The 18,893-nt window shown below is 61.9% G+C and carries 10 protein-coding genes and 1 pseudogene; 1 reads left to right on the plus strand and 10 read right to left on the minus strand.

Going from position 1 to position 18,893, the window contains the following annotated elements; all coding sequences use genetic code 11:
• The 3 genes and pseudogenes from BT204_RS24640 to BT204_RS24650 all read right to left on the minus strand — a co-directional run.
• Window positions 1-1,277 (minus strand): annotated as a pseudogene (locus BT204_RS24640) (hypothetical protein); the annotation flags it as partial.
• 256 nt (window positions 1,278-1,533) lie between these two features.
• Window positions 1,534-3,789, minus strand: a complete 2,256-nt coding sequence (locus BT204_RS24645; RefSeq protein ID WP_072448558.1) for an ATP-dependent DNA helicase — start codon at window positions 3,787-3,789, stop codon at window positions 1,534-1,536.
• On the minus strand, window positions 3,786-5,432 hold the full coding sequence (locus BT204_RS24650; RefSeq protein WP_072448560.1) for a VRR-NUC domain-containing protein: 1,647 nt from the start codon (window positions 5,430-5,432) through the stop codon (window positions 3,786-3,788). The genes BT204_RS24645 and BT204_RS24650 overlap by 4 nt, the downstream gene beginning before the upstream one ends.
• Window positions 5,433-5,621: 189 nt before the next feature.
• On the opposite strand from BT204_RS24650, the gene BT204_RS24655 reads away from it, so the two are divergent.
• Window positions 5,622-5,846 carry a YgdI/YgdR family lipoprotein gene (locus BT204_RS24655; protein ID WP_003191162.1) on the plus strand — a complete coding sequence of 75 codons (225 nt, stop codon included), beginning with the start codon at window positions 5,622-5,624 and terminating at the stop codon, window positions 5,844-5,846.
• 121 nt (window positions 5,847-5,967) lie between these two features.
• Here the strand turns inward: BT204_RS24655 and BT204_RS24660 are convergent, their stop codons facing one another.
• The 7 genes from BT204_RS24660 to BT204_RS24690 form a co-directional block, all read right to left on the minus strand.
• Window positions 5,968-7,392: a polyurethane esterase gene (locus tag BT204_RS24660; RefSeq protein ID WP_072448562.1), complete on the minus strand. Its 1,425-nt coding sequence runs from the start codon at window positions 7,390-7,392 to the stop codon at window positions 5,968-5,970.
• 192 nt (window positions 7,393-7,584) lie between these two features.
• Entirely contained in the window at window positions 7,585-10,692 is a 3,108-nt protein-coding gene (locus BT204_RS24665; protein ID WP_072448563.1) for an autotransporter serine protease, read from the minus strand.
• A gap of 205 nt (window positions 10,693-10,897) precedes the next feature.
• Window positions 10,898-13,855, minus strand: a complete 2,958-nt coding sequence (locus BT204_RS24670; protein ID WP_072448565.1) for an autotransporter serine peptidase EprS — start codon at window positions 13,853-13,855, stop codon at window positions 10,898-10,900.
• Window positions 13,856-13,998: 143 nt separating this feature from the next.
• On the minus strand, window positions 13,999-15,339 hold the full coding sequence (locus BT204_RS24675; protein WP_003191155.1) for a TolC family outer membrane protein: 1,341 nt from the start codon (window positions 15,337-15,339) through the stop codon (window positions 13,999-14,001).
• 2 nt (window positions 15,340-15,341) lie between these two features.
• Window positions 15,342-16,655 carry an HlyD family type I secretion periplasmic adaptor subunit gene (locus BT204_RS24680; RefSeq protein WP_057977342.1) on the minus strand — a complete coding sequence of 438 codons (1,314 nt, stop codon included), beginning with the start codon at window positions 16,653-16,655 and terminating at the stop codon, window positions 15,342-15,344.
• Window positions 16,652-18,403, minus strand: a complete 1,752-nt coding sequence (locus BT204_RS24685) for a type I secretion system permease/ATPase (RefSeq protein ID WP_034127694.1) — start codon at window positions 18,401-18,403, stop codon at window positions 16,652-16,654. The genes BT204_RS24680 and BT204_RS24685 overlap by 4 nt, the downstream gene beginning before the upstream one ends.
• A 100-nt stretch (window positions 18,404-18,503) precedes the next feature.
• Window positions 18,504-18,872: an AprI/Inh family metalloprotease inhibitor gene (locus BT204_RS24690; protein ID WP_057977338.1), complete on the minus strand. Its 369-nt coding sequence runs from the start codon at window positions 18,870-18,872 to the stop codon at window positions 18,504-18,506.
• Window positions 18,873-18,893: the final 21 nt, after the last annotated feature.

Below are 18,893 nucleotides of genomic sequence, written 5' to 3' on the forward strand. Positions count from 1 at the left end.
TCGCGGCCGATGCGATGTTCGATGGTGTTATCGGCGCTGCTGACCCGGAAGATGACTTCGATATAACCGTCCTTCGGCCAGCTCCCTTGAAGGGGGAAGCGTACGGTCGCGTCGACATCCGGCTCGATATGGCCACCCTGGTCCTCGTCTATCGTCGGCGCCGGCCACCTGACGACTTGCCCCACGACGTCCAGATAGAGTTTTTCGGAAGGCTGTTGCACCGCGCCATTCTGATACAGGGCATGCACGCTCGCGCTGCCTTCGGCAATCGCGCTCACCAGCGCGTTGGGAACCTCAAAGGTATAAAGGCCTGCTCTACTGAGTTCTTCGGTGTGCGTATAAGGGATCGAATTGCCTTCACTGTCCAAGCCGGCCCAGATCAGCGTCACGTGGGAATAGGCGCTAGCCTCCTGGGAGAGGACCCAAAGGGCCACTTCCACATCCCAACTGCCCAGTTCCGCGAGGTCGATTTTCGTACCGGTGTCTGGAAACTGCAGCCACGGCGCTTCGGGGCGCACCTCATTGAGGTGCACATCAATCAACGACACCGCCGACCAGCGCGCCCGCTCCTCCGGCAGATTGCCGCCCGCGTCCCGCACCTGGTAAGCCACGCGCGTAAGCCGGTTATTGCCCGCGGCGCTGATAGTGGCGTAGTCGACGGTCAAGGTGATGTCACGGCCCACTTCGCCGGGTTGGACCCGGTGCTGAACCACTTGCGAGCCCCAGGCCAGAGTGATCAGGTCATAAGCGCGCATGTTTAGCCAGTAGCGAATGATGATCTTGACACCCGCCAGTGCCTGCTGCTGGTTGACGCCATGCAGCAAAACCTCCGGTGGGACCTCATACGCCAGCCCCTGGTGGCCGGGCAGACTGTCTTTGTCTTCGCCACCGGGGCGAGTCAGGCTGACCCGTAACTTGATTTCTTCGGTGAATGACTCATTGCCGCTGCTGCGCCTTAGCATGCCACGTACACCGTCGACCAAGTACGGGACGATATGGTGCGCGGGAACAGTCATCGGGAACAGGTCAAGGTTTTGCTCGCCTTCGCGAATCGGCGTAGAGGCCACGGGAATATTACGGTTGCCCCAGAACAGTGAGGCAACACTGCCCGGAGTGACGCCATCTTTGGGGTTGATCAGGTAGACCACCAACGGCACCTCGGTATGCCGCAGGCCGATACCGCCATGCGCCCCTTCGATATCACCATCAATGGCCGGTTCCATCAGCGGAACAACGATGGGCGGCAAGAGGGGGTCAAGTGTTTTGATCTTGGGCATGGCGAGAATCCTCACGGTCGTGCGCTGTTGGCTTACCGTTATCAAACGCCTGAATCCGGGCATTGGCTACTGTCAGAATTAACAGGTACCGATCCAGGGGGCATCCTGCACTACCTGTTAATTCTGACAGTAGGCACGCCGCGATTTCAGGCGTTTGATAGCGCCAACAGCACACTTCGTAATTACGTGATTTCGACCAGTTTCACTCGGGCGGGCGCCGTAGACTTGAATGAGTGATTGCGCAGGGTGTGAACCATCATTTAAGTGTCCACCATTTGGGCAACAACTGCCGCACCCGCTGCTCCCCAAACCGGTCATCAATCAACATCACCACCCCCCGATCCTGTTGGCTGCGAATCACCCTCCCCGCCGCCTGCACGACTTTTTGAATACCCGGGTACAGATACGTGTAGTCGTACCCCGCGCCGAAAATCGCGCCCATGCGCTGTTTCATCTGCTCGTTCACCGGGTTGAGCTGGGGCAAGCCCAGGGTGGCGATAAACGCGCCGATCAAGCGCGCGCCGGGCAAGTCAATGCCTTCGCCGAACGCTCCGCCCAGTACCGCAAAGCCGATGCCCTGGCTGTGCGGGGTGAACTGGTCGAGAAAGGCCTGGCGCTCGGCCTCGGCCATACCTCGGGATTGCAGCCACAGCGCAATCTGTGGGTGTCGCTCAGCCAGTAGCTGCGCGACCTGTTGCAGGTAATCGAAGCTGGAGAAAAACGCCAGATAGTTACCCGGTTGCGCGGCGAACTGCTGGGCGATCAATGCCACGATGGGTTCCAGCGATGCCTGGCGATGCACGAACCGCGTGGAGATCCGCTCAACGATGCTCACCTGCAACTGCTCGGCCTTGAACGGTGATTCAACGTCGACCCAGGCGGTGTTCGCTGGCAGGCCCAGCAAATCGGCGTAATAGTGCCGTGGGCTCAAGGTCGCGGAAAACAACACGCTGCTGCGCGCAGCGGTCAGCCTGGGCCGGATGAACTCGGCCGGTACCACGTTGCGCAGGCACAGGGTCGAGCTGCTGCGCTTGGCGGTGAACGAGCGCTTAGTGATATCGAAAATAAAGTGCTCGTTAAACAGCTCCGCCACCTTGGCCCATTGCAGGGCTTCGAAGTAGAAGGCTTGCAGGTCACCGGTGAGGGCATCGAGGTGATCGTTGAAGTAATCGCCCATGGCGCTGGTGCACAGGCTCAGGGCCTGGAGCAGTTTGTCGGGTTTGGCGGCGTAGGCCTGATAAGGCGCCAGTTGATCCTTGTGCAACGCGTTCCACTCACGGTTGAGGCGCTGCAAGGGTTTTTTCAGCGCTTCGGGTGCACTGTCACGAACGGTCTTGAGGCTGTATTGATCCAGGCTGGCGCTGTACATCGAGCGGGCTCGCTCGACCAGGTTGTGGGCTTCATCCACCAGCACCGAGACCTGCCATTGGTTGAGCTGGGCGAGGCCGAACAGCATCGCGCCAAAGTCGAAGTAGTAGTTGTAGTCGGCGACGATCAGGTCGCTCCAGCGCGCCATTTCCTGGCTCAAATAGTACGGGCAAACCTGATGAGCCAGCGCCACGTTGCGCAGGCTGCGTTGATCGAGCAGGCGCACCTGGGACGCGGCCTGGCGGGCAGCAGGCAGGCGGTCGTAAAAGCCCTTGGCCAACGGGCAGGAGTCGCCATGGCAGGCTTTGTCCAGGTGTTCGCACGCCTTGTCCCGGGCCACCAGTTCAAGCACACGCAGTGACAGCTCGGGGCTGCTGTCGTACAGCACCTGGGCGGCATCCAGGGCCAGCTTGCGCCCGGGCGTCTTGGCGGTAAGGAAGAACAGTTTGTCCAGTTGCTGCGGCACCAAGGCCTTGAGCTGCGGGAAGATAGTGCCGATGGTCTTGCCAATGCCGGTGGGCGCCTGGGCCATCAGGCACCGGCCGGTACTCACCGCTTTGTAGACCGACTCGGCCAAGGTGCGCTGCCCGGTACGGAAGTCGGCATGGGGAAATGCCAGGCTCTGCGCGCCAGCGTTGCGTGCCGCGCGGTGCTGCATCTCCTGCCGGGCCCAGTCCAGGAACAGCGCGCATTGTTGCTTGAAGAACTGCTCAAGGTCTGGCGCATCGAATCGCTGGTTGAGCAAGGTTTCGCCTTCGCCGACGATATCGAAGTACACCAGCGCCAGGTCGATCTCACTGAGCCCGAGCTTCTGGCACATCAGCCAGCCATACACTTTGACCTGGGCCCAGTGCAGCTGCCGATGGTTGGCGGGCTGGGCAGCGAGGTCGCCACGGTAGGTTTTGACTTCTTCCAGGCGGTTGGCGTCCGGGTCGTAGCCGTCCGCCCTGCCCCGCACCTTGAGCTGCTGGTAATCGCCCTCCAGGGTGACCTCGTGCTGATAGTGCGCGCTGCGCCGGGATGCCACCGTGCGATGGCCGACGATGCCTTCCTGGGCGCTGGGCGACGGCGTAAAGCGCAGGTCGAGGTCACCGACCTTGGCCGTGAACTCACACAACGCCCGCACGGCCACGCTGTAACTCAAGCGGGTTGCTCCGCCCAGCGCACGTAACAGACGGTGACTGGCATCTGGTGCTCGCCGCAGAATTGCAGCCAACGCAACTGGTTGTCTTGCAGGCGGTCGCCGGGGCCTTTGACCTCGATCATGCGATAGGTATTTTGTGCGGGCCAGAACTGGATAAGGTCCGGCATCCCGGCCCGGTTGGCACGGATATCCTGCAACAGGCGCGTAAACCAATGGCGCAAGTGTTCGGCGGGCAGGCAGGCCAGGGCTTGCTCGAGCAGTTCTTCGCTGAGCAGGTTCCAGAACACAAAAGGCGACTGAATGCCCCATTTCTCTACATAGCGTTGGCGGATGCTGGCCTTGTAGCGGCCATCCTCCAGTTGTGCAAAGCACGCGGCAAACAAGGCTTCTCGGCGTTGATAAAAGTCCTCGCTGTGCAGGTCCGCTGGCCCGCGCTGGAACGGGTGGAAGAACGCCCCCGGCAGCGGGGCGAAAATCGCCTCCCAGCACAGCAAGCCGAACAGCGAATTGATCAGGCCATTCTCGACGTAATGCACAGGCGCATCCGGTTCGCTCAGGTGCGCCAGCACACTGGATTCCACCGACAGCAGCGGTTCCTGCATCAGTGCCAGGTCCAGGCGCGCCACCGCTTGGGGCTTGGCCCTGGGCAGCGCCGGCCCGCCAAGTTTGCGCCGCAGGCGCGGCACTACCCTTAGCAGTTGTTGGTGTTCAGCGGCGCTGTGTGGGGCCTGTTGTGCCTCGGTCGCCAGGGCCATGGCTTGGGCGTAATCCTCCTGGCGCTCCAGTACGCGAATCAGCCGCGCCCGGGCACCGGGGTGCGTGCAACCGCGGTAAATCTGTTCGGCCAGCGCCAGCTCGGCGCACCGTTCGCAATACTGGCCGATCTGGAACAACAGCTTGGCGCGGCGCTTTTCCAGCCAGGGATTGTCGGTACACAACGTGGCGACCTGCGCCAACACCGTATCCAGCGCGTCACCGGCTTCAAAGGCTTGCTGGCACTGGTGCAGGAACAGGAACCCATGCACGTCGTCCCGGCTGCGCAAACCGCGCGACTCGGCGCAGAACTCGACTTTTTCATAGGTGTAGATGCCCAGGTCTGCCAGCACGAATTCCGACCAGTCCTGGTGCAGATTGCCGAAGAACATCAGGCGCAGGCGATCACACAACTCCATTACCGTCAGGCTGTAGAGCGCGTCGTCCACGTCGGGGCACCACTGGGCAAAGCTGCGCGGCTCGGTAAATTGCGCGGCCAAGGGTTCAAGCCAGTCGGCCTTGTTACCCTTGGGTTGGTCGATCCAAGGCTTGAAGGCACCGAGCAATTCACTCTTTTGCAGCAGCGCGAACAGGGTGGCAAACGGCAGCGGGCTTTGATCCTCCACCCATCCCAGCTCACGCAATGGCCCCGCCGCCGCATGGGGGCAACCGATTTCCTGGTAATGGAGTTTAGTGGCGCGAAAATGCACGCCCTTGCGCATCACCATGCGCACCAACAACGCCTGGGAGGCCTGGGGCAACCTGTCAAATTGCTGAATGAATTGCTGTTCGTGCGCATTGAGCAAATCGGCGTAGCGTTGCCCCAACCAAACCAGCACTTGGCGGAAGTTATGCAGGTAATACAAGGGGTCTTCGAGGGGGTTGGCCATGGTGCAATGCAATCAAATACTGGTTATGCATACAGATTGCCGGGGCAAAGCCGTTGTTGCAATCAGTAATAGATAAATGGCGCCTGCAACTTTTTGCAAAAAAACAATCTGATGAGTGGGTTGATCGCGTAATATTTATGGCCCCGCAAGCAGACGCTGCGGGACTTTTCAGGGTTAAAGGTAAGGGTTATGAACATGAAGAATTTGGGTCTGCCACTGGTTGCACTCACTTTTCTGGTATTGGCCGGTTGCTCCACGCAAACCGTGGTGACCTTGCAGAATGGCACGCAGTATTTGACCAAGGACACGCCCAACGCCAAGACCGCCGACGGTTTCTACGAGTTCACCGATATTGCCGGCAAGCGTATTCGTATCAAGGCCGATGATGTGGCCACGGTGCGTAAGGAAAAGTGATCTTCTAGCAACACCCCATCAAATGTGGGAGCTGGCTTGCCTGCGATAGCGATTTGTCAGTCACCGCATGGCTGTCTCGACCGCCGCCATCGCAGGCAAGCCAGCTCCCACACCGAATACGTTAGCTGATGACTATCCCCTCCCCCGACAAACTGCTCACACCCACCAGCGTCACCGAATCCGTCCCAAAGCCAATGACGGTATCCCCGCCCACCACCTTGATGTGATCGCGGTAATCATTGCTGCCCGCCACGTCGTTGAACACCAGCTTGTCCGTCGCCTGGTAGCCGATCACCCGGTCATTGCCAAACTGCCCGCTGAACAAAAACGTGTTGTGCCCACTGCTGTCGCGGATGGTGTCATTGCCCTTGCCACCTTCGATAAAGTCCGCGCCCCTGCCGCCTTTGATCAAGTCGTCGCCGTCGCTGCCGATGATGAAGGTATTGCCCTTGTGCGCCTCGGCATTGCGGTTGAGGTCTTGCACCCAGGTGGTGGCCCGTGCCGGGTCGGACAGGTTGGCGACGATCACCGTGGAGTCGCGGGTCATCTGTTCGTAGAACCCCGAGTCGAGGATACGGGTCATGCCGTCACCGTAACCGGTGGGCAAGTGCGAAACCCAAGTGGGCAGGTTGAGGATGGAAAACGGCAGCACGTTCCACAGGGATGAGGCGTAGTGATCGTTGAAACTGACAATGTTGTCGGTGCTCGATTCGTGGGCCTTGTCGTGCACGCCCAGGGACGACAGGTTGAATGACGAGCCATCCAGGGCTCGGAATACTGGATCGTTTTCATAACCGACGTTAAGCACCTTGTCGCCGGCGCTCTGGGTCGGCGATGCGTAGGCCACGTAGTTGGAGTCCTTATAGAACCCCGACCAGGTACTGTCGCTCAAGTCGGCCATGCTGTTGACCGCCAGGCCGCCCAGGCTGTGGCCGCTGACCACTACGTCATTGCCGCCCAGGCCCTGGGCAGTGGCGTAGTCCGCCACGTTCTTGAGCAACCCGCCAAAGGCCTCCCCCGCGTAGTTCTTGGCATAATCCTTGGGCCCGAAGGCGGCGAGCAGGTCGTTGATCACATCGCCGATGGAGTCGGTGATCACACTTTCCCGAGGCCCTGAAGTGCCGCGGAAACTGATGCCGATTTCCAGCAGCTTGCCAGCGTCATCGTACTTGCCCAGCACCTCGGCCTGAGCCGTGCCGTAGCCGAATTTTTCGCCAAAGTAGGTGCCGCGTGCATCGACCTTGCCGCTATAGCCCAGGGTACTGGCGCTGATGGGCGTCCAGCCGGCTGCTTGCACCGCCTCAAGGGCGGCTTTTTCCGAGTCGGGGTTCCAGGGGATGCCGGGGATGACCCCTTGGGCATTGCTGCCGCCAATCAGCGCGCTGACCAGGGTAGCCGGTAAACCCAGACCGAGGCCATTGTTCTGGTAGCCGACGGCAAAGCCGTTATCCAGATTGTGGTAGGAATACAGCGTGATCGCCATGGCATCGGCGAACAACGCCTTGGAACCCTCGGTACCGAGGTTTTTATAGTCAAAGATACCCATTGGTAGTGCCTCTCTGTTGTTGGATTTGTAGAGAAAGCCAAAACACCTGTTATCCGTTACCACCTGTAGGAGCGAGCTTGTGTGGCGAGGGAGCTTGCTCCCGCTGGGCTGCGCAGCGGCCCCAAAAACTTGCGGGCGCTGCGCACCCGAGCGGGAGCAAGCTCCCTCGCCACAACCAACTGCACCTGGCCTTTAGAACGCCCAGTCCAGGCTCAAGCCGACGCCGTGCACCTTCTCCTTGCTGGCCAGCAGGCCGTTGTAATCGAAGTTCACCCGCGCATCCTTGCTCAATGCCAGGCTGACCCGAGCGCCGACCAACGCCGCATCGCGCACCATTGGCGCACTTTCCACCGTGAACGAAGGGCCGCCCGAGGCAAACGCCAGGTGCTGTTCCGAATCGGTGCTGCTCAGGTTGTGCTGCCAGCCCAGGGTGCCGGAGACTTCCAGTTGCTGATGGTCGTTGATAGTGAAGGTCTTCAAGGCCCGCATACCCAGGGTGCTGAGCACCAGGTCACGGCTGTCGTCGCCACTTCTCAGCGCGGCGGCGTCGCCCTTCTCTTTGAAGCTGTCAGTTGCCAGGTGCACGTAGGCCAGGTTGGCGAACGGCTCCAGGGCCAGTGGTTGCAGGTTGATGCGGTACGCCGCTTCCGTGAACACCTGGGTGCTGTGGGCATCGACCTTGGCTTTTTGCTTGCCGCTGACATCGCCGTATTGCAGGTCGCGTTTGACATCGGCGCGGTGCCAGCTGTAGGTCGCGCCGCCACTCAGGCGCCAGGCGCCGATTTCATGCCCGGCATAGGCGCCGAAATGGTAGCTGTCGACCGAGGCGCGGCTGTGGGTGCCGCTGCCCATGTTCAACGACGTGTCGCTGTAACCGGCCACCAGGCCAATGCGCGTGGCCTCATCGACGGCGCCGTCCACACCGGCGAGCATGCCGCCGATAGAGGTGGTGTAGCCCGCCGTGTCGTTGCGGCTGTCGGTCTTGCCCCATGCACCCAGTGCCTTGACCCACACGTTGCCACGGCTGTCGATGGCTTGGCTGGTAGCGCCCATCTCGCCATTGCGCAGACGCTCGCCCACCGCTTCGCGTACGTAGCGGCTGTCATTGACCAGTGCGGTTTCCAGCGCCGGGTAGACTTCCCCACTCAGTTGCTGAAACGCGCCCTGGGCCGAAGCGGCCGTGGGTGCCAGCAGCAAGCTTTCATACACGCCATTGCCTGCGCCCAATTGCTCGACGGCGGCGGCCACGGCGCGCTGGTTCGGCGTAGCCGCCACGCTGGCGAAGCTGTTGGTGCGTGCCACATCCAGCTGCACACCGTTGGCGGCGTAGTTCAAGGTACCGCCGACAAACAGGTAATCAGGCAGCACCGCAGCAAAACTGCCGGTGACGCCACCTGCCGCTTGCAGGATGTTGTATTGGCGGCCGATCAGGCTTTGGGCCTGGGGCGCGCTCAACAAGGTCGGGCTGTTTTCCAGGGCCAGGGTCACGGTGCCGCCGTTGAGGGTGGCCGTGCCGCCCGCGACGATACGATCGCTGCTGGTGGGCGACAGTTCTACCGCATAGGTCGAGCCCGGTTCAAAGTTGACGTTGCCCGCCACGTTCAAGGTGCCAATGGAATTGCCCGGTGCCACAGTACCGCCGCTTTTCGCGCTCAGCGAACCGATACGCCCCGAACCACCGACCACGCCGCTCTGGCTCACAGTGACGTCGGAGGTGACCGAACCGTTGATCGCCAGCAAGCCCTGGTTGACCAGCGTCGGCCCGCTGTAGGTGTTGGCGCCGGTGAGCACCAAGGTACCGATGCCCTGCTTGGTCAGGCCGCCATGGCCCGAGATGTCGTTGCTCCACACATCCCGCCCGCAGTGCAGGTCATCGCACACACGCTGGGTGGGTTTGCCGGCATCCACCACCGCGCCGACGCCCGGCAGGTCTGCCACGAACTGGCCGCTGCCGTAGGCGCCGTCGATACGGAACTCGGCCGGGATATCCTCGGCGGTGATAAACATCCCTGGGCCGTTGACCGCCTTGCCCAGGTTGATCATGCCCCAGCCATAGAGGGAGTCGATGCCCGGCGCGCCGAGGTCGGTGGCGGTGGTCTTGAGCACGGTGGAGATCTGGTCGCCGCTCATGTACTGGAAGCGTTCCATCAGCACCGCTGCGCTGCCGGCTACGTGAGGCGCGGCCATGGATGTGCCGTTGAAGTTGGCGTAGTCGTTGGTGAGGTTGTCCAGGTTGGTGCCGTTGATGATCGAGCTGTAGATCTTGGTGCCGGGCGCCGATACGCAAAAGCTTGCCGCATAGCCACAGCGCGACGAGAAGGTGCTGATCACATAGGGGTTGGCACTTGCGGTGTCCGGGTTTTGCTGCAACGCGGCCACCGACAGCCAGTTCGGGGCAATCTCCGGCACAAAGTACGCCAGTCCGGAAATGGCATCCGGGTTGTTACGGTTGTAGTCATTACCCGCGGCGAAGATGGTCAGCACACCGCTGCGGGCCGCATCGATGGCGCCTTGATAAGCCCCCCCTGCGATTGTGCCGAGGATCGGTCGAATGGTATTGAATTGCGCCTGGGCTTCGTTGACGGTGAAATTGGGAAACGCCGGATCGCGCCCGCCCTTGGCGTACTGATCACCGATGCCAATACCCCAGCTGTTGTTGATGATGCGAGCGCCGCTGGCAACCAGCGCATCCCAACCGGCTTTGTACACCGCGCCATCGTTGCCCAGGATAATTCCGTCTTCCGGGCCCGGGTCACCGTTTTCGGCACTGATGATTTGCGCATTGAACGCCACGCCATGCATCGGCCCGCCATCGCGGTTACCCGCAGCAATCCCGCCGACATGCGTGCCGTGGTTGCCCAGCTTGCCATTGGAGCCCAGGGACGGAGTGCCGTCGTAACGGAAAGCATCTCCGGCCTTCACCGGGATATACGGGTCGGTGTATTGGCGGATGCCCTCGGTGACAATGGTCACCACTTTGTTGGGGCTGGCGAATTCCGGATGTGGCGCATACACCGGCTGGTCGAAGATCCCCAGCTTGACGCCCTTGCCGGTATAGCCGGCCGCATAGGCGGTGTCGGCGTGCACGGCGCCCAGGCCCCAGTCGGCCTTGAACTCATTGCTGCGCCAGCTGGCGGCGTCGCCCAGTTTGCCGGTTTCCACATAGGGTGCAGCCTGGGCGGTCCCCAGGCTTGCCAGGCAACACAGCAACGCGCCGTATGGCACGCAGCTCAGCGCCTTGAGCGGATAGCCCGGGCCTGTGTGGATGGCGGTAGTTAACCCTGACTTGCGTTTTTTCACGGTGACCTTCCTTAGTTTTCTTATTGCACGTGTGTAAATCACTTTCTCCAGAACACCGCCGCTGATCGTTCCCACGCTCCGCGTGGGAATGCGGCCCCGGACGCTCTGCGTCCCAAAGCGTGACGCGGAGCGTCACAAGAGGCGTTACCACGCGGAGCGTGGGAACGATCAGCGGAGCGTGGGAACGATCAGGTTCGCGGTGTCTTCAGAACTGCCAGTTCAGGCTCAAGCCCACGCCCTGGGTTTTCGCGCGCCCACCCAGTTGGCCGTTGTAATCCAGGTTGACCCGTGTCGATGCATTCAGCGCCAGGCTGGCCTGCACGCCCACCAGGGCGGCATCGCGCAGCAACGGTGCACTGCGCACCGCAAATGAAGGCCCGCCTGCGACAAACGCCAGGTGCTCTTCGGACTCCACCGCCGTCAGGCTGTGTTGCCAGCCCAACGAACCGGACAGGTCCAGTTGCTGGTGGTCATTGAGGGCCAGGGTTTTCAGGGCACGCACGCCAAGGGTGCTGAGCACTGCATCACGCCGGTCGCTGCCGCGTTCCAGGGCAGCGGCGTCGCCTTTTTCGTGGAAGGACTCGCTGTTCAGATGCACATAGGCCAGGTTGGCGAACGGCTCCAGGGCCACCGCTTGCAGGCGGATGCGGTACGCGGCTTCGGAGAAGACTTGCGCCGTGGTCGCGTCCAGCTTGGTTTTTTGCTTGCCGCTGACATCACCCCATTGCAGGTCGCGCTTCACGTCGCCGCGATGCCAGCTGTAGGCACCGCCGACGCTCAGGCGCCAGTCACCCAGCTCGCGCCCGGCGTACGCGCCAAAGTGGTAGCTGTCGATGGACGCCGATGAATGGGTACCGCTGCCCATATTCAGCGAGCTGTCGCTGTAGCCGGCGACCACACCCACGCGGGTCTGCTCATCCAGCGCGCCATCCACGCCGGCCAACAAGCCACCGATGGAGGTGGTGGAACCCGCCGTTTCAGTGCGGCTGTCGGTCTTGCCCCAGGCGCCCAGCGCCTTGAGCCACAGGTTGCTTTCACCTGTCACTGGCACATGGCGCAGGCGCTCGCCCACGGCATTACGCAGTTGCAGGCTGTCGTTGATCAGCATCGCACCCACGGCGGGGTAGATTTCCCCGGACAGTTGCTGCAAACCCTGCTGGGCGGTGGCGGCTGACTGCGACTGCAGCAGGCTTTCATACACTGGGTTGCCAGCGCCCAATTGCTCGGCCGCCGCCGCAACGTTGCGCTGGTTGCGGGTGGCGCCGACGCTGGCGAAGCTGGCGCCATTGCGCCCAACATTCAGTTGCACGGCATTGGCGGCGTAGTCGAGGGTGCCACCGAGGAACAGGTAGTTGGGCAGCACTTGCCCGAACTGGCCCTGGATACCGCCCGCCGCCTCGAGAATCGAGTACTGCCGGCCAATCAGGCTTTGGGCCTGGCTCTGGCTGAGCAAGGTCGGGCTGTTTTCCAGCGCCAGCGTGACCGTGCCGCCGCCCAGAACCGCCTGGCCGCCGGCAACAATGCGGTCACTGCTGGTGGGCGTCAGCTCCACGGCATAGGTAGAGCCGGCGCCGAGGTTTACGTCCCCTGCCACTTGCAAGGTGCCCACGGAATTGCCCGGGGCCACACGGCCGCCGTTGTTTACAGACAACGCGGCAATACGCCCGGAACCGCCGAGGGTGCCGCTGTCATTCACCGTCACTGCCGAAGCCAGCGAGCCATTGACGGCCAGCAGACCGCCGTTGACGAGGGTCGCGCCGCGATAGGTGCTGTCGCCGCTGAGCACCAGGCTACCGGCACCGGCCTTGACCAGGCTGCCCTCGTACACGCGGTTGGCGGCGGCCTGGTCGCGGGCGTTGCCGATGGCGTAGTCGGTCTGGTCCTGCTGGCTGGCAGTCGCGCCGACGCCGTTTTGCCAGTCCTTGTCGATCAGGGTTTGCTGCCAGGCAGTGTGTTCGGCGCGGTCCTCGGCCTGGCGCTGAAGCAGCGCCTGGTCGGAGATGCCATTGCTCCACACATCGCCCTGCCCGGCGGCCAGGTTCACCTCCATAGGCCCGAGCAATTGCCCAGGGCCATGCATCGCCCGGCCCAGGTCAGGCACACCCCAGCCGACAATCGCATTGGGCGCCTGGGTGATCGAGCCGTCGAGCTGCGTGGCGGTGGTCAGCAGCACCTGCAAGGCTTGCTCGTTGGTCATGTAGGGATAACGTTCCATCACCAGCGCCAACGCGCCGGTGGCATGGGGCGCTGCCATCGAGGTGCCGGACTTGACCCCATAACCCCCGTCAGGAATGGTGCTGTTGATCAGCGCGCCGGGGGTAGAAATACACCAGTACTTGGCGACGCCGCATTTGTTGTATTTCTGGTTATTGGCCTTATCCAACCCGGACACGGCAAGCCAGTGGCCTTCCAGTTCCGGCTGGAAATACGGCAAGGCCGAGCGCACGCTCGCGTTGGCATAGCCGCTGTTGCCGGCGCTGAACACATTGATCACGCCAGCCTTGGCCACGTCCGCTGCCGCGTCCAGCCAGGTGCCACGGTTGTAATGCTGGGCGTACGCCGCGTGCATGTTGTCCAGGGTCTGGTAGCTGACGTCCTTTGGCTGGCTGCCCCAGCTGTTGTTGATGGCGCGCACGCCGGAGTCCACCAAAGCGGTGTACACGGTCTTGAAGTATTTGGGGTCAGGGGTGGGGCCGAACAGGAAGCTGTCGTTGGCGTTGGTGTTGCCCACAAAAACTTGCGCGTTGTAGGCCACGCCATGCATGCCCACGCCGTCGCGGGCGGCGCCCATGGTGCCGGTGACGTGGGTGCCGTGGGAATCATTGTTCGGGTTGAGCGCGCCCGTGGTGGTGAAGGCGCTGCCATCGACATAGGTGCCAGTGGCAGTGACCGGGTGGAAACGGTCTTTGGAGGCTTCGGGGTGATTGGCATCGAACCCTGAGTCCAGCGCGCCGATTTTCACGCCTTGGCCGCTGATCCCGGCGGCGTAGGCTTCATCGGCTTTCATGCGGCCCAGGCCCCAGTCGCTCTGGTACTCGGCCGAGCGCCAACTGGCGGGGTTACCCGGCTGGCCGGTCTCGGTGTATTGCGCCTGTGCCGCAACGGACAGCAAGAGCAAGGAACCTGCGGTGAAGGGTTTGAAACGCGGTGAATCGGTGATCATGTGCACACTCCCTATTATTGTTATTCCCTGCCCTGTGGCGAGGGAGCTTGCTCCCGCTGGAGTGCGAAGCGCTCCCTAAAAAAAGCCGGCTCCAGCTTCGCTGTCGAGCGGGAGCAAGCGCCCTCGCCACAAAACACGCGCTCCTACAGTTTTCCATCCGGGCCGAAGGCTTCGTCCACTTTGGCCAAGTCGGTATCGCGCAAGTTGCCCGCGTAGTAGTGCAATTTGGTCCAGGCCATCAAGTAGTCATAACGTGCCTGGGCCAGGTCGCGGCGGGTGCTGTACAACTGCTGTTCGGCGTTCAGTGCGTCGAGGTTGACGCGCTCGCCGCCGAGAATGCTTTGCTTGGTCGACACCACCAGCGCCTCCGCGGATGCCAGCGCTTTCTGATAGGCGCGCAACTTGCTCACGCCTGACAAGCACGCGCTGAACTGGCGACGCAGTTCGATCAGGGTTTCGCGGGTCTTGCCCTCCAGCTCGTATTCGGCCTGCTCCATCGCACGGCTGGCCTGGCGGGTGGAAGCCGAGATACCGCCACCGGCATACAGCGGCATGCTCACTTCGACGCCGATGGTGTTGGTGTCGTAGCGCTGGTTATAAGTGTTGCCGCTGTCGGACTCCTGCTTGCGCGAGGTGGCATACGCGGTGATTCGCGGCAAATGCCCGGCGCGGTTGCGTTCCACTTCATAGCGCGCCACTTCCAGGGACTGGCGTTGCGACGCCAGCACAGGGTTGTTGGTCAGCGCCAACTCATGCCAGGTGTCGTAGTTGGCCGGGGTCAGGGTGAACGCGGCAAAGCTCTGGTTCAGCGGTGCCAGGTCGTTGATGTTGACGCTTTGCACGCCGATCAACGCGCCCAGCTCCCGGAGCGAGGCGTCCTGCTCATCCAGGGCCTGGATCTCTTCGGCGGTGGCCAGCTCATAGCGGGACTCGGCTTCAAGGATATCGGTGCGAGTGCCCTCGCCTTGCTGGAACAGATGCCGGTTCTGCTGGAATTGTTGTTCGAACGCCTTCTTTTTGGCCCTGGCGATGTCGATCTGGTCCTGGGCAAAGAGCGCCTGGGTGTAATAGCTCAACACCCGCACCAGCAACGCCTGGCTCTTGTCGCGAAAGCTTTCATCGGCAAACAGCGCCTGGGCTACGCCCTTGCGGTAGTTGGCATAGGCTTCGTAGTCGAACAGCGGCTGTTGCAGGCTGAAGGTCGAGCCGTAGCTGTTGTAGTTGCGGTCGTCGCGGTAACTGCCGCCGCGCCCGTCAGGCAGGTGCGCTTCGGAGTTGTTGCGGCCCTTGTTGTAGTTGTAGGACAACCGCGGCAGCAAGCCGGCGCGGCCAATGGTACGGTTTTCCAGGCCGGCGTCGCGCTCCTTGATGGCGCCCAGGAACACCGGGTCGTTGCGCAGCGCCTGCTCGTATACATCGAAGGGCCCCATCGCGGCCTGGGCACTGCCACACACCAGCAACAGCGAAATGAACACTGGCTTCATGCTCATTCCTCGGTCAACGCGGAGCCGGCGCGATCCAGCAGCGGCTTGAACAGATAGTTGAGCAGCGAACGCTCGCCAGTGCGCACGAACATCTCGGCGGGCATGCCGGGCTTGATCACCAGGCCGTTGAGTTTTTCCATCGCCGCTTCGCTGACGCTGGTGCGCAGCACGTAATACGGCGCCCCGGTTTTTTCATCGAGCATCTGGTCGGCGGAGATCAGGCTGACTTCACCCGGCACCCGTGGCGTGCGGCTCTGGTTGAAGGCGGTGAAGAGGATGTCGACCGGCAAGTGTGTGCCGACCTTGTCCACCAGGTGCACGGGCAAATGCCCTTCCACTTCCAGACGTGTGCCCTGGGGCACGATCTCCAGCAGGGTTTCACCGGCACGCACCACGGCGCCTTCGGTATGCACGCTGAGGTTGACCGCAATGCCATCGGCCGGCGCGTTGATTTCGCTATGCTGCAGATTGAAGCCGGCGGAGGTCAGTTGTTGCTCAAGGGTCAGGGCGCGCAGTTGCGCGTCGGCCAGTTGGCTGCGCACTTCCTTCTGATACTCCTCGCCGTGTTGCTGCAACTTGAGCCGCGACTCGACAATGCCCTGCTCTATCCGGCCGCTTTCCCCGGCGTTTTGCGCCAGGTCCTGCTGCACCTGGGACAACTGGCGCTGATAGTCCATCAGCCGGTTGCGCGGGATATAGCCGTTGTCGGCCAAAGGTTGCAGGTTGCTCAGTTGCGCGCGCAGGGATTGGGCCTGGGCGGTCAAGTCACTGCGGGCACGGCGCATACCGCTCAACTGTGACGTGGCGCCTTCGATGCTGGCGCGGATCCCGGCTTGTTCACGGGCAAACGCGTCGCGGCGGCTGCTGAACAACTGGCGCTGACCTTCCAGAACCAGCATCAGGGCCGAATCGGGATTGGCGCTCAGCTCAGCAGGAAAGGTAATACCGGGCAGGTTGTCACGCTCGCTCTGCCAGCGCGCCACGCTGGCCCAGGCCATGCGGTACTGGGCTTGCAGCGATTGCACATCGGCCTGGTTCTGGGTCTGGTCAAGACGGAACAGCGGCTGGCCTTGCTTGACCATTTCGCCCTCTTTTACCAGGATGCGGCTGACCACACCGGGGCTGAAGGTTTGTACCGCCTTACGCTTGCCCGACACCACCACGGTGCCTTGTACCGGGATGCCCTGGTCCAACGGTGCAAGGCTGGCCCAGAGGAAAAACCCACCGGCACCAACAATGGTGATCACCCAGCCCATTTTTACGAAAAAGCCGGCATCGCGTTCTTTGATTTGAGGTTCAACGGTAAGGCTGCTCATGCGCCTGGATTCCTTCCGGCCTGGTACTGACGACTGAAACTGACACCGGTTTTTTCTTTCGGAGCTTCCTGCTGCCCGGACAACGCCCGCAGCACCTCTTGGCTGGGCCCGAACGCTTGCAGTTGGCCTTCGCCGAGCACCAGCAATTTGTCGGCCTGGGCCAATGCCGAGGAGCGATGGGTGACCAGCACCACGCTGCTGCCCTGGGCTTTCATCTGCATGATGGCGCTGGCCAATGCGGCTTCGCCGACGGTGTCGAGGTTGGAGTTGGGTTCGTCCAGCACGATCAGCCGCGGCCCGCCGTACAGGGCGCGAGCCAGGGCGACCCGCTGTTTCTGGCCGCCGGACAAGCCACCGCCGTTGTCGCCCAGCACGGTGTCGTAGCCTTGGGGCAGGCGCAGGATCAATTCATGCACACCGGCCTGTTGTGCGGCCTTGACCACCAGCTCCGGGTCGGCCTCGCGAAAGCGCGCGATGTTATCGGCGATGCTGCCGCTGAACAGCTCGATGTCCTGGGGCAAATAGCCGATATGCGGGCCGAGGTCGTCGCGGTTCCAGCGGTGAATATCCGCGCCGTCCAGGCGCACGGTGCCGGCCAGGGTCGGCCATACGCCCACCAGCACGCGAGCCAGGGTGGACTTGCCGGAGCCCGACGCGCCCAGCACGCCCAGCACTTCACCGGCAGCCAGGTTGAAGCTGACCTGATGCAGGGTCGCCATGCGTCGCCCCGGCGGGCCGGCGCTGACCTGCTCGAAACTGACCTGGCCGTGGGGCGCAGGCAAAGCCATGTGCTCGACCTCTGGCGGGAATTCGCGCAGCAGTTCGTCGAGGCGCTGGTAGGCCAGCTTGGCCGAGCTCCATTGCTTCCACACTGCAATCAATTGGTCGATGGGGCTGAGTACGCGGCCCATCAAGATGGAGCCTGCGATCATCATCCCGGCGGTCATGTCGCCCTTGATCACCAGGTAGGCGCCCAGGCCCAGCACCAAGGATTGCAGGCACAGGCGCAGGGATTTGCTCAACGAGGTGATGATCGAACCGGTGTCGCTAGCCTTGTTCTGCAAACCCAGGAACTGAGAATGCACGCCAAACCAGCGTTGGCGCAGTGCGCCTAGCATGCCCATGGCCTGGATGGTTTCGGCGTTGTGCAAATGGCTGGTGGCCAGTTGGGTCGACTGCTGCGAAAAACCGCTGGCCTCGCCCAATGGCTTTTTGGTCAGGTATTCGTTAAGGCACGCCAGGCCAATCAACAGTACCGCGCCGGCCGTGGCCAGCACGCCGAGCCACACGTTGAACAGGAAAATCACGAACAGGTAGATCGGGAACCATGGCGCATCAAAGAATGCGAACAGCGCAGGCCCCGTGATGAATTGGCGCAAAGCGGTCAGGTCGCCCAAGGATTGCCCGGCATGCCCCTGGCCACGCTGCAAGTTGCGCTCGAAGGCGGCCTTGTACACGCGCAAGTTGAAACGTCGCTCCAACTGGCTGCCAATGCGGATCACGATGAAGCTGCGCACCACTTCCAGCAGGCCGATAAACGCAAAGAAGCCCACGACCATCAGCGTCAACATCACCAGGGTGGTTTCATTCTGGGAGGACAGCACACGGTCATACACTTGCAGCATGTAAATCGAGGGCACCAGCATTAACAGGTTAATCAATGCCGTGAAACAGCCAACGCTGATCAAAATACTCTTGTATTCACCCAGCGCCCTGAATAAGGGCGCCACCCCATGGGACTTCGCCATATTAATTGTTTTTCCTTGCAGCGAATTACGCAAAAGGGTCTCCCCTACCAAGTAGGGTACGGCCGCCTAACAAATCGAGTTATATGCTTATAACTTTTAATTAAGGTTTACGTTGCAGCGTTACAACTTCGCCAGCTTTAGTGCGGGCTTGATAGTCGCCCTCTTTCTGGCGATTCAAATGGGTGATCCCTGAGCCATCAGCGTTAAACAGCCAGATACCATCCGGGGTGGGCGACCACGTCAGCGGCTTGTCGCCCAGCCATTGCTCGGCACAGGCGATATCGCCTTCCAAGACGTTGGCTTGCTCCACTAACTTGAGCGCGCACACCTGATCCTGCTGCTTCAGTTCCCACTGCCCGGCAAGCTGCGCGGAAGTGGGTAATACAAGACTGCTAGCCATTGCGTGGGCTCCTGCCGACACGAACAACACCTGCACAACACAGGCGATCAAAGGGGAAAAACGTGGCATATCCAACTCCAGCCTGGAGCG

It is taken from the genome of Pseudomonas sp. NFPP02, from assembly GCF_900119355.1.
Taxonomy (GTDB): domain Bacteria; phylum Pseudomonadota; class Gammaproteobacteria; order Pseudomonadales; family Pseudomonadaceae; genus Aquipseudomonas; species Aquipseudomonas paracarnis.